Below are 16,449 nucleotides of genomic sequence, written 5' to 3'. Positions count from 1 at the left end.
ATATGAAATTAAATAATACGAATGTAAGAGATAGATTTTAATGGGAAAACAGCGTATTGGCCATTCTCATACCCAGATATGCTTGATGTGCGCAGCGTTAGCTTGGTTTCATCGACAGAAATGAGCGTACCGGTTGTAGTCTCCAACGAAGTAGCAACTTGCAGATTAGAACCGATTAGGGGTCTCAGCTTGTCCATCATGGTCATCACCTCCTCTCATGAGATTAACCAGCTTGCAGTGATATCGCGTTGGCCAGCTGCACAATAACGACCAAATCTTCCGACTCCATAATTTCAACATAATCGTTTCCGACTTCTGTGATTATCCCTTCTACGATTCCGGCCGGTGTATTTATGGACACATTCCGATTCACATACCTCTCAATCATTTCCTGAAGTGGAGAGGAGGGGGGATGTGGCGTGTTCAGTTTTTCCATTTCCTGTTTGACTTCAGTTTTGAGTCTTTTAATGATGGGATTATCCTCATTTGGATTGCTAAGCAGTGAATCATGCACTGCTTGTTTGACAATATTGCTAATTCCTTCGAGCAATGCTTGCAGCTCTTTCTCATTTGCTCTGAACCACATAAGCGTCTCACCTGATTTCTTCATTTTTCGATAAAATATGATACATTTTATACGTTTCCTAGCTGATTTGATTGAGCAGATATACGAAATCTATGAAAATGTTTGTTTGTATGGAAGCAATTATCATGTAAAGTTTCAATTTATTAACATTTTTAGAGACAGTTTTGTCTTCAGTTTCGAAATAGAGAAGGAAGATAAATAGGAAGAGTTGACTTTCTTTATGGTTGTAACTATAATAGTTACATCGAACGAATTATTTTTTTGTTATCGGTGTAACTACAGTTGTTACATCATATTGAGATATGGAAGGCGAGGACTTGAATATGACTGTGAAGATTAAAGCCTATTCTGATTTTGTATGTCCGTTTTGTTTTCTGGGCAAAGGCCCGTTGGATGAAATCGTAAAGGAGAAGGACGTTGAAGTGGAATGGATGCCATTCGAGCTTCGTCCCGAACCATATCCGAAGATCGATCCATGGAATGAACCTGATAAGCTTGCATCGTGGGATGCATTTATTAAGCCAACAGCAGAGAAGCTCGGCATCGATATGCGTCTGCCGCATGTATCTCCTCATCCATATACCAACCTGGCATTTGAAGGGTATCAATATGCGAAGGAACAAGGCAAGGGCAACGAATATATTCAGCGCGTGTTTACAGCCTTTTTCCAAGAAGAGCAGAATATCGGGGAGATTGAAGTATTGACGAAGGTTGCAGAGGAGCTTGGCTTGGATGCAGCAGCGTTCCGCGGGGCGCTTGAATCCCGCACATATCGTGAAGCTCATCAAGCAGCGATCAAGCATGCTTATGAAGAGGCTCGCATCTCAGCTGTACCGACATTCATTATCGGTGATCAGGTGATTCAAGGTCTGGCTAGCAAGGAGCGTTTGGCTCAAGCCATTGATCGCGCAGCTTCCAAGCAGTCATTTGACTCGGTTGAAGGTATGCAGTGCGATCTCGATGGAAATTGCTAAGTTTATCATGTATACCAATCACATTATTTATAAATGGAGGAAACCTCAATGACAACATTCAAAGACGCAATCATCAACCGCCGTTCCATTCGCAAAGTAACTAAAAATCCCGCGATTACAGAAGAGCGCATCCGTGAAATTTTGAAAACATCCTTGCATGCTCCAACATCATTCAACATGCAAAGCGGCCGTATGGTCGTATTGTTGGACGGTGAACATGAGAAGTTCTGGGACATCGTGAAAGAAACGCTGCGTGCTCGCGTTCCGGCAGAGAACTTTGATGCAACCGTTCAAAGACTGGCAGGCTTCCGCGATGGTGTAGGAACAGTCTTGTTCTTCGAGAACCAAGCAACGATTCAAAGCATGCAAGAAAATGCTCCTAGCTATAAAGAGCAATTCCCGTTCTGGTCCCATCAAGGCAGTGCAATGCTGCAATATGCAGTATGGACAGCGCTGGAAGCAGAGGGTATCGGAGCTTCCCTTCAGCACTACAACCCGATCGTAGATGAAGAAGTGAAACGTACATGGGATATTCCGCAAGAGTGGTCGTTGATCGCGCAAATGCCATTCGGTGAGCCGAATGAACAACCAGGTGAGCGCAGCTTCCTGCCGTTTGAAGAAGTTGTAACGTTCCATAAATAAGATTATGCATCCTATTGTTACAGTGGGGGGCTGAATATGGAAAGTCAGCAAGCAAATGTAGACATCATCCGCCGCACCTATGAAGGGCCTGAATTTCTGTTTGGAGCATTAACTGACAGCACAGTATGGACGGAAGCGGCCGGATATCCGTACGGTGGCACATTCCATGGAGCCGCTAGCATTAAGAGCAATGTTTTTGAACGCTTAGGAACGGACTGGGACGGCTTTGTCGCCACTGTGCACACCTTCCATGAGGTTACGAATCAAAAAATCGTAATTACAGAGGGCATTTATACCGGAACATACAAGGCTACAGGGAAATCCATTCGTGCAGATTTCGTACATGTATGGAAGCTGGATGATGGCAAAATAGCAGCATTCAAGCAATATGTTGACAGTCATGTTGTTGTTCAGGCTATGTCTTAGCATCATGAATAGAAGAAGCATGTCTCTCGTTATAGAGGGCATGCTTCTTTGTGTTTGAAGCGCCGTCACTTGTGCTTCATCCGGTATCACTCGTCAATTAACTCCAGCAAATAATCGGTATACTTTTCCTCGCTCATTCCCGATATGGCATCACGAAGTCTATCCTCAGCTTGCTCAGGAGACAGAGCTTCAAAGTCTTCTTCCTGCATACTTATCATTCGCGCTTGAAATTCAGGCGCACTATGCTGCGTTATATATTGAATCACTTGCTGCAGGGGCATTTTCTTGAGTGCCCATATACTGATACCATCACTCACGGAAGTACCTCCTTCTATTTGTTAAATTGGCATATACCGTTATCGTGTCCGATTTCCGAGGCTCAGATTCTTAGATATTCCATATTACATATTAGGGTTGACACTGCTGTTATAGAGGAGTAGGATGGGAATATAGGGATTTGAACATATGTTCAAAACGATCGTTCAAAACAAATGTTCAATAAATAGGGCCAGCATATTCGCAGTTCCTATACTCAATTTCAATGTTCAATTTTTTGTTCACTGCTAGTGTCAATATCAACCTAGAACTTATTCATCAATAACAACATGAGAGGAGAACAAAGATGGTTCAAGACACAAATGACGTGAAGGCAAAGATTCTCGGCGCGGCGAAGAAGCTGTTTGCACGCAATGGGTTCGAAGGAACAACGGTAAGGCAAATTTGCGAAGAGGCAGGAGTAGCGCTCGCGCTTGTCTCGTACCATTTTGGCGGCAAGGAAAAGGTATTTTATGCGCTATTTGAGTCGTCGATTCCCAATTATGCAACGGCAACCTATACGCTGCAAGATCCGGAGGCTGACTTTTCACAATTTATACATGAATTTGTTCGTCTGCGTCAGACAGAGCCTGAGCTCATTAACTTGCTGCAGCAGGAGATCATTATGCAAAGTCCGCGTATGGAGAAATTGCAAGCCTATGTCTACACATTGTGGAAGCAGCTTCGCGACATACTGAAGGCGGGAAGAGCGGAGGGATGCTTCCAATTCACATCCTTGAAGCAGACGCTGCACTTTATCATAGGAGCTCTCATTTTCACTCGAAATGTACCTGCGCTAGACGACTTGTTCGAGACAACAGTCATGGAAGAGAATGCAGAGAGTGTTGACGAGATTGCTGCATGCACCGTTCATTTTCTCTTGAATGGGTTGAAGTAACCATTAGGTGATCCTTGTACAAATACTTGGTATTGCTTGAATGTTCCAATAAGGAGGAATACTATATGAATAGTTCTATTATTATCTTGTTTTTGTTCGCATTTACGATACACAACTTAGAAGAAGCAGTGTGGCTCACCAGACAATCTTCCGCAGCTGGGAAGGTGAAGATGCATAAAGCCGTTACTCAGGATCAGTTTTTGTTTGGCTTATTTTGGGTAACCGGATTCGCTTATTTGATTACAGCCCTATATATCATCTATCCAGACGTTGCGGTATTCAAATACGCGTATTTCGGCTATGTGGGCGGAATGATTTTTAACATCATCTTCCCGCATTTGATATCGACGATTATCGAACGCTGTTACTCGCCAGGTTTATTTACGGGCCTATTGGTCATCGTTCCGATTGATAGCCTCATTATGAAGACAGGGCTTGCTGCAAATGTAATTTCAGCAAGTGAGCTTATTATCAGTACGATCATTGCTGGTGTTGTCATTATGGCCAGCATTCCATTTAGTTTCAAGGCAGGCAAGAAACTGATTACATATTAAACTTATTAACGAACGAATCTTTTGAATTGAAATACCGGAATGGATAAGCAGTATGCGCCAATCGGATAGAACAACTATTCGGTTGGCGCTATCTGTTTTTTTATTTTTGGACACGTGTCACAAATCGAAGATTACGGTTGTTATAGAGGTTGGAGAGCATCAAGGGAGGTGAACCTGTGGAACTATCCAGCCCGGGGGAACGACAACAGAAGCAGCAATTTATTGAGGCAATTGTTGTGAAGGTGCAGGAAGGAGATGATGAAGCTTTTGCAATCCTTATTCATCATTTCGAGAGGCAAATGTACAGCTATTGCTATTATCTATTAATGAATCGAGAAGAAGCAGAAGATGCTTTGCAGGAGATCTTCCTACAGGCCTACCGCAATCTGAATCAATACATACAGAACACGAACTTTTCGGCTTGGCTGTATAAGATTGCATATAACCACAGCATGAATGTACTGAAGAAGAGAAAACGCTGGTATCGGCTGCTCTTACGCAGTAGAGAGATTGCACCTAATCCTGTTCCTATCAATCATGCAGCAATCATTGAGAATATGCTCGAACTATTGACAGTGGAGGAAAGGCATATTCTGCTGCTTCGAGCAGTTGAGCAATATAGCTTTACTGATATAGCGGACATTATGGGCAGTAATCCAGCTGCGATTCGCAAGAAATATGAGCGGCTGCGTACCAAGCTTCGAAATAACGATAAGGAGGTCTTTGCGAATGGCGAAATGGTCCAATCGAACTAAGCTGACCGATCAAGAAATCAATCAGCTTGAACAAATCATTCACGATACCGAAATGCCGGTCTATACATACAGTCATCGGATCATGAATCGGATTCGGGAAGAAAAAGCAGCGAAGAAGAAATCTATCTGGAAGCCAGCATTGATCGCTACCTCCTTAGCAGCCGTTATTAGCGGTGGTGTAGTTGGAAGCGGGTTCGTATCACCAACGATGGCACATGCATTAAGCAAGCTGCCATTCATCGGTGTCGTGTTCCAGCAAACCGGCGATTTTGGCCTTTCTTATGCGGTTGATAACAATCTGGTTACGAAAATCAATCAATCCATCACCCATGACGGGGTAACGCTTCGGATTAAAAACATGGTTTATGATGGCATCCGCTTGGCTTTTACGTGGGAGCGTGAAGGCGAAAATGTGTCTTCCTATCTGTTCAGTCCCTCTTTAACGGACGATAGGGGAGTAATTCGTCGAATTCGTTTCTTAGACTCTTCACTTGAGGAGATAACATACGACTTAAGTTTAAGCATGTACCAAACTCCTGGAGACCCAGATTCTGGTATCTCAGTAAGTAGGAGTGAACCTTCAGTAACGAGAAATGGAAATCTCAGCAGCGAGCCGAAATCACTACCCGATGAGTTCAATATCCGCATGAATGTATCATTATCGGGAGTTCGGGAGGTGTTCATGTTCAATATTCCGGTGAAGAAGAATACGAAAAATATTAATTTTACAGAGAATATCACGAGATCCTATGACGGTCTTAGCCTGTCGCTTGAGAAATTGGAGTTAACCCCAATCACGACACGAGTGATGCTGAGAGGAAGAGGAGAAATGCAGCATGTTCCCGATAAATTTATAGGTCCGAAAAAAGACTTTGGACTGCGCGATAACCTGCTGTTCAGTGCAGACGTGTTCGATGATCAGGGGAACAAGGCGAAAGGACTGATACATGCGGGACTTGGAGGATTAGCTAATAAGTACGAAGAGTCGAATGATTATGGATTGGATTTGATGTTCGAGCCATTCCGGCAAAAACCGAAGTCGATTACGATCAAGCCTTTTTTGTATGATTATGAGTCTTTAGAAGCCCGGAAAATCGAAAAACATTATATGAAAGAGCTAGAGTTCACCATAGAGCTAGAGAAGGAATAGCGTCTTAGGAGCGAGGAAGGAGAGGCAGCAAGTATGGGGAAATCGAGAGTCACAATCACACTCCTTATGATAATCGCATTGATAAGTGGATGTGCCGGCAAGACGCTAGAGCATGACGAGTCCATACAGACAAGCAAAATCAAGGTGCTGTATCAGGATGAAAATGCGTACTACATCGATATCGGCAAAATAAAAATGATGAACTATCCAGTGGATCAAATCGAATTTATTGTCCAGACGAACGAGTTCGCCAAGTTCAAGGATGGAAAATCACTAGATGAGTTTTACGAGGGGCAGAAAAAGTTCCTAGACAGGCACAAGCCGGATGTCATTGTTGTTGATGAGAACCTGTTCGCGGATACCGCCCGGGAAGGGAAGCTCTATGACATGGAGGCCGATCTGCAAGATGAAAGCTTTCATCTAAACGAATTTATGCCTGGACTGATCGACCGAATGAAGAGCAGAGGAGACGGGAAGCTGTATGGAATAGCGCCCTATTTCTACAGACAAGTCTTATTTTACAATAAGGATCTGTTCGAGAAGCATCATATATCTCCTCCACGAAGCAATATGACATGGGATGAGGTGCTAGAGCTGGCTGGACAAATCTCCGATCCCGGTTCGGGGAAGCGGGATTTTCACGGCATTTATCATACGTACTCCGCCGCCCCGGCGATGATGTACCAGATCGGTTCTTCTTCCGGACTGAGCTTGTTCGACGAGAAGGGGGAGAAGCTGCTGATCGATACAGACGGATGGAAGCATGTCATAAAGAAAATGACAGAAGCAGTGAGAAGCCGTGCGCTGCTCGTTCATCCGAAAGAGCGCAACATGACCCATGATGGGATTTTTTTAGATGGGGATTCTGCCATGTTAATCGGGGATCCATCCTTTATTCATAAAGATGTGATGCAGCCGGACGATAAGAGAAAATTACACAAAAAATGGGGCGTCCTGTCGCCGCCTGGCAATCCGAAGTTGGCAGAGGCGAATATGAAGCTGCCCTATGTGTATGCAGTAGCAGCAGATTCAGATAACAAGCAGGCTGCGATGGAATTCGTCAAATTCATCAATGGCAAGGAAACAATGGGGACATACTTCCAACGCTTTGTTTATGACTACGCGCCGACGCGCATGGGCAATCTGAATGATTTTGATTCAACAGTAACAGAGCCGTTCTATCAATTGAAGCCGCAGAAGGCCGACGGCATATGGGACAACCGGAATGTACCTCGTGATTTCTTTCTCGTTTTCGAACCGATCCTGTCGGAAGAACTGCAAGCGGTCATTGACGGGAAGAAAACAGTAGACCAAGCCGCTGCCGAACTAAAGGAGAAGGGGCAAGCTGCATTACGCCAATTACGGGACAAAGCGCGTACGAGTAATCCAACTGCCAAGTAAACACATGAAAGCCATGTAGCCTTGGGTCGGCAATGTCATGTCCGTTACGATGAATAAGTGAGTAGGAGGATATCCATGAAAAGGGTATGGAAAACGGGAATTTTCATGTTGGCGATCATATCCCTGCTGAGCAGTTGCGCTGAACAAAAAGAAGAACTCGAGCCACTTCAGGCAGGAACAATCAAGGTCGTCTATCTCGATGAGGAATCATTCTATGAGGATTACGGGAAGTACTTCAAATTACAATTTCCACAAATCGACGTGGAAGTGATCAGCAAATCGAAGCTCATCACCGAATTCAATCATGTTACTGATTATAAGGAAGCGACAAGGAAGTTCCTGAATACATACAGTCCTGATGTATTGCTGTTAGATGAGGAGATGTTCAAAGCCTTCGTTGAGGAGGGTAAGCTATATAACTTGGAGACAGCCATTCATCAAGATAACTTCGATCTGGATGGGTTCATGCCTGGACTTATCGACAAGCTCAAAGCGTTAGGCAAGGGTGATCTGTACGGTCTTGTGCCGCGCGTCATCGTACATGCTCTGTACTACAATGCGGATCTGTTCAAGGAATATCAGGTTGAACCGCCGAGAAATAAAATGACCTGGCAAGAGCTAATGGAACTGGCAGCAAGATTTACGGGTCAAGGCAGTGGCGGCCGACACGTGTACGGCTTGGAGGAAACCTATTCCGATCCCGGACGCGAGGTACTGAATATCGGCTTCGATTCTGGCTTGAGGCTATTTGATGAGAAGGCAGATCATGTGCTTATCAATACGGACGGCTGGAAAAGCGTCATGAAGCTCGTCACGGATGGAGTCCGCAGCGGGTCGGTGATTCTAAATTCGAATGGCAGCAACAAACATTTTATGAACAAAGAAGCGGCCATGATATTTGGTTCGCCAGATCTCATGCTGTCGCTCAAGCAGAACGGTATCCAAATGAATTGGGGCATCGCAACCATGCCCGTCCATTCAAATGATGAGTCCGTGAATATATCTTCACGTGAAATCTTCGCCATATCAGCCGCTTCTTCCAATAAGAGGGCAGCTTGGGAGCTGGTCAAGTTCGTAAACGGTGCAGACATGGCGAAATCCAATTCCAAAACATATAACGGGACATTGCCGTCGCGGACAGGATTTTTGAAGGAATACGACGGAAAAAGCCTAGAAGCCTTCTATATGCTAAAAGTGAAGGAAACAGCGCAAAAGTGGGGGAATGACCATGTTCCGGAATCTTTTTTTCGCCTGTTCGTGGAGCCGCTGCGAGCAGAAATGCAGGCTGTGATTGAGAATCGAAAAACGATTGATGAAGCAGCCGCCGTGTTGGAGGAAAAAGGACTAGGGGTGCTGATGCAGGCACGCAGCGAAACCGGAAAATAAGGAATCGTTGGTAGGAAGCGATGAGGCAGCGTACTCCACATATACATCATGTCACGAACGACAATAAAAAGGGGAAGCGAGCGAATTATGCATAGAAAATATAAACTAGTACTTCTATTGCTGACAATCACGTCACTATTGGGTGGGTGCTTTGGCGGAAATTCAGAAATGGAGCCGATGAAAGACGGCAAAGGGAAGCTTAAGATCGTGTATAAGGATGAGGAATCATTCAATCGGGATTATGGAAATTTATTTTTGATGAAATATCCGGATATTGAAGTTGAAGTCATCGCACAGGATGATTTGTTTGATCAATCCGCAGAGCAGAATGCTCCATTTGACTTGAACGAGGAAAAGAAGAAAGTCATAGAGAAATTTAAGCCTGATGTATTGCTGTTGAATGAGAGCATGTTCGAAACCTTTGCCCAGGATGGGAGGCTGTATGACCTCGATATGGTCATTAACCAGGATAAATATGATATTAACGGATTCATGCCAGGGCTTATCGATAGGCTGAAAGAGAAGGGGAACGGGAAGCTGTTCGGATTGGCGCCTTATTTCGAAACACCTGTGTTGTATTACAATCGTGGACTGTTCAAACAATACAATATCGAACCGCCGCGAGATCAAATGAGCTGGAAAGAATTGTTGGACTTGGCCAGCAGATTCGCGAAAGAGGGGGCATATGGCCTGTATCAAACGGAGAAACCCGAGAAGCTTGTGTATGATATTGCGGCTGGATCTGGGCTTCGACTGGTTGATGCTAAAGGAGAGAAACTGCTTATTCAATCCGAGGGCTGGAAGGAAGCTATAACAATGACCACGGAGGCGATCCGCAATAAGTCCGTATACATCCCGGAGCAAGACGCCAACAATGAGCGTATGGATCGCTATTACGAGCCTTTTCACCAAGAAAAAGCCGCGATGACATTTCAAGAGTCCTGGTTCTCTGTTCGTTTGAAAGAAGTTCCGATGTATGAAAAAACGCCGAAGATCGATTGGGGCATTGTTACGACACCGGTCGATCCGGCCAGCCCGAATGAATCAGCCTATGTGCATTTGTCAGAAATTTATTCGATATCCGCAAATTCTGAAAATAAGCGGGCAGCATGGGAATTTATCCAATTCGTAAATGGAACGGACATGGCTCAGGTTGCGACGCTGGGAAATAACGGGAAGCTGCCTACGCGTACAGGCTATTTTAAAGATTTAGAAGGCAGAAGCACGGAACCGTTCTATCTCTTGAAGCCGAAACAAGGAAAAGGACTGTTAGATGACAAGAACATTCCTCACGGGTTTTATGACCTGTTCGACCCGTTATTAGCAGAAGCATTGCAAGCGATCATTGATAAACAGAAAACGATAGATGAAGCCCTCGCAGAGCTGGAGATGAAGGGGCAGCAAGCATTAATAAAAGCGCGTGAAACGGCGGCGAAGAAATCGTAAGGGAATCTCAATTCTGGTTCCCGAATATGAAGAGCCATATTCTTAACGAAGCAAGGGAGAGAGGGAATTGCGAGTGCGGACTAGCTGGAAAATGTGGATAATGCTTCTCATCATCATGTTATTAGTAAGCGGTTGTTTTGGTAGAGAATCGGAAGTAGAGACCTTCAATAAGGTAAAAGGGACAATTAGAGTCGTCTATCAGGATAAAGAGGCATTTTATCGAGATTATGGGCAATTGTTCAAACTGAAGCAACCTGATATTGATGTTGAAGTGGTGAGTAAATCGGAGTTGTACTCCAAGTTCGGAGATCCTGAATTCGATTTTGAGAAAGAGTCGCAGAAACTGCTGGACAAGTACAAGCCAGATGTATTGCTGCTGGATGAGACATCGTTCACAGAATTTGCCCAAGGCGGGAAGCTGTATGCAATTGATGGAGTCATTAAGCGAGATCGTTATGATTTAGAAGGGTTCATGCCAGGTCTTACCGATAGGCTCAAAGCAATGGGCAAGGGGACATTGTATGGACTCTCCCCCACTATAGATACCACTGTATTATACTATAATCGTGATATATTCAAGGAGCATAATATTGAACCTCCTCGAAATCAAATGAGCTGGAGGGAATTTTTTGAACTGGCGACAAGCATATCGAATGCGGGCGGTACGGATAAGCATCTGTATGCGCTAGCCCAAGAATATGGCGGAGCAGACAGCCTGATGTATGAAATTGCTTCCTCAACAGGCTTGAGGCTGTTCGACACGAAGGGAGAGCAGCTGTTGATCAACTCGGAGGGCTGGAAGGAGACCATCCAGCAGGCGACGGATGCGGTGCGAAGCAAGGCACTGTATATTCCACCAGCTAATAAAGGTCCGCAGCCCATTGAACCGGAGAAAGGGCTCTTCTTCACAGGTAAGGCTGCAATGAAGCTGGGAAGGCCGTGGGATTTGGCGCATTTAAGGAATAAGAAAGCCGAGAAAATCAATTGGGATGTTGTGACAGCTCCGATCGATCCTGCGACACCCGATGAAACCGGAAATATAACCATTCACGAAATTTATGCGATCGCAGCTGATTCCGGCAATAAGGAGGCCGCATGGGAACTCGTCAAATTTATAAACGGCACGGAAATGGCTAAGGTGGCAGCTCGAACGACTGTCGGTATGATCCCTACCATTCCTTCCAGACCGGAATATTTCAAGGAATTGGACGGCAGAAGCACGGAAGCATTCTATGCATTGAAGCCGAAGGAACTGTCCGCATTGGATGCTTTGTGGGGCAACAAGAACGTCCCTGATGACTTTAACAGTTCCTTCCGGCTATTGTTGTCCGAAGCGCTGCAATCCATTATTGACAATAAGAAATCGGTGGATGAGGCGGTGAATGAACTGCAGACGAAGGGCCAAGAAGCGCTTCGGGTCGCGCATGAACTACAACAAGAGAAACAAATGCACGGCAAAAATAACAAATAAAATAGACTGATCCGAATGTCTTGAAATCCGTTAAAGTCCACACTTTGACGGATTTTTTTATTTGCTGACCTATTGAGATTGACAACTAATGACTTGCACTGACTTGCTTCAAGCGTACGGTTCACCGATAGCTGACGCCCTCTGACTCATTAAATTTCGCAATGTGTCACATTTCACATCATCCGGATTGTTATATATAGGAAAGCCTCATGAGAGGGTGATCTAAAACGGTTTCCTACCCCGGGGGAAAAAGCGGAGATGGAGAAGGAGAAATATGAACAAAGTTTGGAAAGTTTCAATTCTACTCGTATTGATCATGTCATTCATAGGCGGCTGCTTCGGCAAGAAGGAAGTGCTGGAACCGCTTGAGCCAAGCAAGATCAAAGTGATTTACCAAGATGAAGACGCATTTTACCGTGATTACGGAAAGTACTTCAATATGAAATATCCGCAGATTGAAGTCGAAGTCATTCCACAGGTTCAGGTGCTCAAAAATCTCGGTAAAATGATCCGCGCGGATGAATACGAGGCGGAAGTAAAGAAGCTGCTCGAAAAAACGGACGCAGATGTATATATGCTGGACAGCGGAATGTTCAAGCAGTTCGCCACCGACGGGAAGCTTTATGATCTTGAGGAAGCCATCCGGCAGGACGGCTATAATATCGAGGAGTTTATGCCGGGACTTATCGATTCGATCAAAAACCTGGGCAACGGGAAGTTGTATGGGCTGGCTCCACAAGTAAGCATTGGAGCTCTGTACTATAACACAAAATTGTTCAAGGAAAATCAAATTGATCCGCCGACGAACAAGATGACCTGGGAAGAGGTGCTGCAATTAGCAGCGAGATTTTCTAATGTTAAAAATGGAAACCGTCCTGTGCATGGCTTGTACTTTTCGAATGGCCATGCAGGCAATTTGATGTTCGATATTGCCGATACTTCCGGCTTAAAGTTCTTCGATCCGAAGGGGAAGAAGGTGCTTATCAATTCGGATGGATGGAAAAAAGCAATGAAAATGGCTGTGGATGCTGTACGCAACAATGCGGTTTATTTCCGTCCAGAAGATCAGATGTATTCGTCAAAAAGCGACTTTTTTGATGATGGTGTGGCTGCGATGACTATATTCGGCCCACCTGCTACATATGCCGTTAGATTTAATGAGGACGAGCCGGTAGATTGGGAGGTCGTCACTGTCCCAATTGAGCCTGGGGTGGAATCGACGAATGTTTCCTTTTATCCGCTTTTTGCGGTTTCTGCGAATTCGACCAACAAGCGCGCTGCTTGGGAATTCGTCAAGTTTACAAGCGGATCGGAAATGGCTCATGCCCGATCACGGACGATGACTGGTAATTTACCTTCACGTACCGGTTATTTGAAGGAATTCAAGGGCAAGAGCATGGAACCGTTCTATATGCTGAAGACTCAGCACAACAGCGTCTGGATGAATGACTATGTTCCATTTCCTTTCTTCGGGAAGTTCAATAAGACGCTGGAGGAAGAGCTTCAGGCCGTTATCGATCACAAGAAGTCAGTAGATGAAGCGGCTGCCGCCTTGGAGATAAAGGGACAGGAGCTATTATCCAAATTGCAAGAAGAAGCAAAGCAGAAAACAAAAGGAAAGTCATAAGTAAGGAAACGGGTGAGAAAACGTGCATCACAAATGGAAAATAACGATCCTGCTGCTAACGATCGTTTCCTTAATGAGCGGTTGCTTGGGCAAGAAGGAAGTGCTGGAACCGCTGCAGCCAAGCAAAATCAAGGTGGTCTACCAGGATGAGGACGCCTTCTACCGCGATTACGGGAAGTATTTTCATATGAAATATCCGCAAATTGAGGTCGAGGTTATTCCCGAGATGCAGCTGCTGAAAAAGCTTGGGAAAATCATTAATGCGGATGAATATTTTGTAGAAAAAAAGAAGCTGCTGGAGAGCTCGGGCGCGGATGTATTTTTACTGGACGATTATGTATTCAAGATCTTTGCCCAGGACGGCAAGCTGTATGATTTGGAGGACGCGATCCGCCAGGATGAGTATGATGTGGATGGATTTATGCCGGGATTGCTGGACAAGATCAAAAGTTTGGGCAACGGGAAGCTGTACGGACTGGCGCCATCCTTCAACAGGGAGGTTCTATATTATAACAAGGCCTTATTTAAGGAGCATCAAATCGAATCACCGAGGAACAACATGACCTGGCAGGAACTATTTGATTTAGCCGCGAGATTTTCTAATGTCGGTGCTGGCAGCAATAAGGTGTACGGCTTGTATGAATACTTCGGAGATCCTGGCAGGCTGATGTATCAAATCGCTGATACATCCGGCTTAAGACTGTTCGATCCAAAGGGAGAGAAGGTGCTTCTAAATTCAGAGGGCTGGAAAGATGCAATGAAGCTGGCAGTGGGTGCGGTACGCAGTAAATCGGTATTTTTCCATCCTGAGAGTCAAGTGTATACGCAAAAAAGCTATTTTTTCGAAGGGAAAGCCGCAATGATGGTTGCGAATGCTTTCGTAATGATGGAATTGAAGCAGCGACCTACTTATGTGGAGGGAGAGAAGCCGATAGATTGGGGCGCAGTCACGGTGCCAATTGATCCTGCGGAGCCATCGCAATCAATTTCTCTTTTCGAAATCGCTGCAATTGCAGCCGACTCGCCGAATAAGCGTGCAGCCTGGGAATTCGTCAAGTTCGTGAATGGGGAGGAAATGGCCCAATCTCGTTCAAGAACAATAAACGGCTCACTCCCGTCACGTACTGGCTATGCAAAGGAGATCGACGGCAAGAGCATGGAGGCATTCTATCTGCTGAAGGTCAAGCAGGGGAACACGGTATGGATGAATGAGCATGTTCCAGATATCTTCTTCCGATTGTTCGATAAGCCGCTGCAGGAAGAGATGCAAGCCGTTATTGATAATAAGAAATCAGTGGACGAAGCGTTAGCCGAGCTGGAGATCAAGGGGCAAGAGGTACTCCTAAAAGCGCGCGAAGCAGCGGAGAAGAAGCCTTAAAAAGGCTTCACAAGCTATCTATGCTTACATTTCACAATAGAAGAAGCAAAGGGTTCGCTACTACGTACAGGTTTAATCAAAAAAAGGAGCTAGAAAAATATGCATCATAGATGGAAAGTTGCAATTCTGCTGTTGACGATCGTCTCCTTAATGAGCGGTTGCATGGGCAAGAAGGAAGTGCTGGAGCCATTGCAGCCTAGCAAAATCAAGGTACTTTATCAGGATGAGGATGCCTTCTACCGAGATTACGGTAAGTATTTTCATATGAAATATCCGCAAATTGAAGTCGAAGTCATTCCGCAGACTCAGATACTCAAAAATCTCGGCTCTTCGATTAGTGGAGAAGATTGGGATGCGGAAATGAAGAAACTGCTAGAAAACTCCGGTGCTGACGTATTAAGGATGGGTACGGATATGTTCCCATTATTTGCGAAAAATGGCATATTGTACGAGTTAGAGGATGTAATCCGGCAGGACGACTATGATATGGAGGGCTTTTTGCCGGGGGTCATCGATAGAATGAAAAGCTTAGGCAACGGCAAGTTATATGGGCTTGCTCCTTATATAGATCGACAGGCTTTATACTATAACGCAGCATTGTTCAAAGAGCATCACATCGAACCGCCGAAGAATAATATGACCTGGCAGGAAGTGCTTGATTTGTCTGCAAGATTTGCCAATATCGGAAGCGGCGAGAGTAAGGTGCACGGGTACTACGAATGGATAGGAAGCTTACGCTACTTCTTGTTCAGAATCGCCGATACCTCTGGATTGAGACTGTTCGATCCAAAGGGAGAGAAGGTGATTCTGAACACTGAGGGCTGGAAAAAAGCGATCAAGCAGACAACAGATGCGATGCGCAGCAAAACGGTATTTTTCCATCCGGAAGGCCAGATTTATTCGCAAAAAAGTTATTTTTATAATGATCAAGCTGCGATGATGATTAGCAATGCTTACACATCCCTGGAGCTTATCAATAACAAGAAAGATTGGGGTGTAGTTACAGCGCCAATAGATCCTGCAATGGATTCTTCAAGTATCGACTTTGAATTCATCTATGCAGTTGCAGCCGACTCAGCCAACAAGCGTGCAGCCTGGGAATTCGTCAAGTTCGTAAATGGCCCGGAAATGGCGCAGGCCCGCTCTCGTACACTGAAGGGCCAGCTTCCTTCGCGCAACGGCTATATGAAGGACATAAAGGGCAGAAGTACGGATCCGTACTATACGCCAAAGATCAGGGCGGAGAACAACATTGAGAGAGATGAGCGTATCCCATCCGAGTTCTTCCCATCATTCGATAAGCTGCTGCGTGTGGAGCTGGATGCCGTCGTCGCGAACGAGAAAACAGTTGATGAGGCAGCAGCTGCTCTTGAGGAGAAGGCACAGGAATTGCTAATGAAAGTACGAGAATCTGCAAACAAAGACAAGGCAAAATAGGGA

The 16,449-nt window shown here is 45.1% G+C and carries 17 protein-coding genes; 14 read left to right on the top strand and 3 right to left on the bottom strand.

Annotated elements, in window-relative coordinates; genetic code table 11:
• Positions 1-8: 8 nt before the first annotated feature.
• The gene (locus M3661_RS09860; RefSeq protein ID WP_065291102.1) at positions 9-200 is read right to left on the bottom strand and encodes a hypothetical protein; all 192 of its coding nucleotides are present in this window, start codon (positions 198-200) and stop codon (positions 9-11) included.
• A 23-nt stretch (positions 201-223) separates the two neighbouring features.
• Positions 224-586: a DUF2642 domain-containing protein gene (locus M3661_RS09855; protein WP_065291101.1), complete on the bottom strand. Its 363-nt coding sequence runs from the start codon at positions 584-586 to the stop codon at positions 224-226.
• A gap of 323 nt (positions 587-909) precedes the next feature.
• On the opposite strand from M3661_RS09855, the gene M3661_RS09850 reads away from it, so the two are divergent.
• From M3661_RS09850 to M3661_RS09840, 3 genes are read left to right on the top strand one after another with little or no spacing between them, the layout of a single operon-like run.
• Positions 910-1,560 carry a DsbA family oxidoreductase gene (locus tag M3661_RS09850; RefSeq protein ID WP_072729989.1) on the top strand — a complete coding sequence of 217 codons (651 nt, stop codon included), beginning with the start codon at positions 910-912 and terminating at the stop codon, positions 1,558-1,560.
• Between the two features lie 48 nt (positions 1,561-1,608).
• Positions 1,609-2,202, top strand: a complete 594-nt coding sequence (locus M3661_RS09845) for a nitroreductase family protein (RefSeq protein ID WP_021253587.1) — start codon at positions 1,609-1,611, stop codon at positions 2,200-2,202.
• A gap of 36 nt (positions 2,203-2,238) precedes the next feature.
• The gene (locus tag M3661_RS09840) at positions 2,239-2,628 is read left to right on the top strand and encodes a nuclear transport factor 2 family protein (protein ID WP_251484191.1); all 390 of its coding nucleotides are present in this window, start codon (positions 2,239-2,241) and stop codon (positions 2,626-2,628) included.
• Between the two features lie 86 nt (positions 2,629-2,714).
• On the opposite strand, the gene M3661_RS09835 is transcribed toward M3661_RS09840, so the two are convergent.
• On the bottom strand, positions 2,715-2,945 hold the full coding sequence (locus tag M3661_RS09835) for a hypothetical protein (protein WP_251484188.1): 231 nt from the start codon (positions 2,943-2,945) through the stop codon (positions 2,715-2,717).
• 305 nt (positions 2,946-3,250) lie between these two features.
• Here M3661_RS09835 and M3661_RS09830 point away from each other — a divergent pair, with 305 nt between their 5' ends.
• The 11 genes from M3661_RS09830 (at position 3,251) to M3661_RS09780 (ending at position 16,446) form a co-directional block, all read left to right on the top strand.
• On the top strand, positions 3,251-3,841 hold the full coding sequence (locus M3661_RS09830) for a TetR/AcrR family transcriptional regulator (RefSeq protein ID WP_251484185.1): 591 nt from the start codon (positions 3,251-3,253) through the stop codon (positions 3,839-3,841).
• A gap of 65 nt (positions 3,842-3,906) precedes the next feature.
• Positions 3,907-4,395 carry an HXXEE domain-containing protein gene (locus tag M3661_RS09825; RefSeq protein WP_251484183.1) on the top strand — a complete coding sequence of 163 codons (489 nt, stop codon included), beginning with the start codon at positions 3,907-3,909 and terminating at the stop codon, positions 4,393-4,395.
• Between the two features lie 176 nt (positions 4,396-4,571).
• Positions 4,572-5,150 (top strand): RNA polymerase sigma factor, encoded by a 579-nt coding sequence (locus M3661_RS09820; protein ID WP_251484180.1) that lies wholly within the window; start codon positions 4,572-4,574, stop codon positions 5,148-5,150.
• Entirely contained in the window at positions 5,125-6,300 is a 1,176-nt protein-coding gene (locus M3661_RS09815) for a DUF4179 domain-containing protein (protein WP_251484176.1), read from the top strand. Before M3661_RS09820 ends, M3661_RS09815 begins: the two co-directional genes overlap by 26 nt.
• Before the next feature lie 33 nt (positions 6,301-6,333).
• The gene (locus tag M3661_RS09810) at positions 6,334-7,701 is read left to right on the top strand and encodes an ABC transporter substrate-binding protein (protein ID WP_251484173.1); all 1,368 of its coding nucleotides are present in this window, start codon (positions 6,334-6,336) and stop codon (positions 7,699-7,701) included.
• A 75-nt stretch (positions 7,702-7,776) separates the two neighbouring features.
• The gene (locus M3661_RS09805) at positions 7,777-9,087 is read left to right on the top strand and encodes an ABC transporter substrate-binding protein (protein ID WP_251484170.1); all 1,311 of its coding nucleotides are present in this window, start codon (positions 7,777-7,779) and stop codon (positions 9,085-9,087) included.
• 168 nt (positions 9,088-9,255) lie between these two features.
• A complete protein-coding gene (locus M3661_RS09800) occupies positions 9,256-10,533 on the top strand; it encodes an ABC transporter substrate-binding protein (RefSeq protein WP_251484167.1) in 1,278 nt (425 codons plus the stop codon).
• 73 nt (positions 10,534-10,606) lie between these two features.
• Positions 10,607-12,004, top strand: coding sequence for an ABC transporter substrate-binding protein (locus M3661_RS09795; RefSeq protein WP_251484164.1), 1,398 nt, complete (start codon positions 10,607-10,609; stop codon positions 12,002-12,004).
• A 274-nt stretch (positions 12,005-12,278) separates the two neighbouring features.
• A complete protein-coding gene (locus M3661_RS09790; protein WP_251484161.1) occupies positions 12,279-13,631 on the top strand; it encodes an ABC transporter substrate-binding protein in 1,353 nt (450 codons plus the stop codon).
• 22 nt (positions 13,632-13,653) lie between these two features.
• Positions 13,654-15,009, top strand: a complete 1,356-nt coding sequence (locus M3661_RS09785) for an ABC transporter substrate-binding protein (protein ID WP_251484159.1) — start codon at positions 13,654-13,656, stop codon at positions 15,007-15,009.
• A 99-nt stretch (positions 15,010-15,108) separates the two neighbouring features.
• A complete protein-coding gene (locus tag M3661_RS09780) occupies positions 15,109-16,446 on the top strand; it encodes an ABC transporter substrate-binding protein (RefSeq protein WP_251484157.1) in 1,338 nt (445 codons plus the stop codon).
• The last annotated feature ends 3 nt before the right edge of the window (positions 16,447-16,449 follow it).

Source organism: Paenibacillus sp. MER 180 (genome assembly GCF_023713665.1).
GTDB lineage: Bacteria > Bacillota > Bacilli > Paenibacillales > Paenibacillaceae > Paenibacillus_B > Paenibacillus_B suaedae.
The sequence above is the reverse complement of the archived record's forward strand: the minus strand, read 5'-3'. Positions and strand labels throughout refer to the sequence as shown.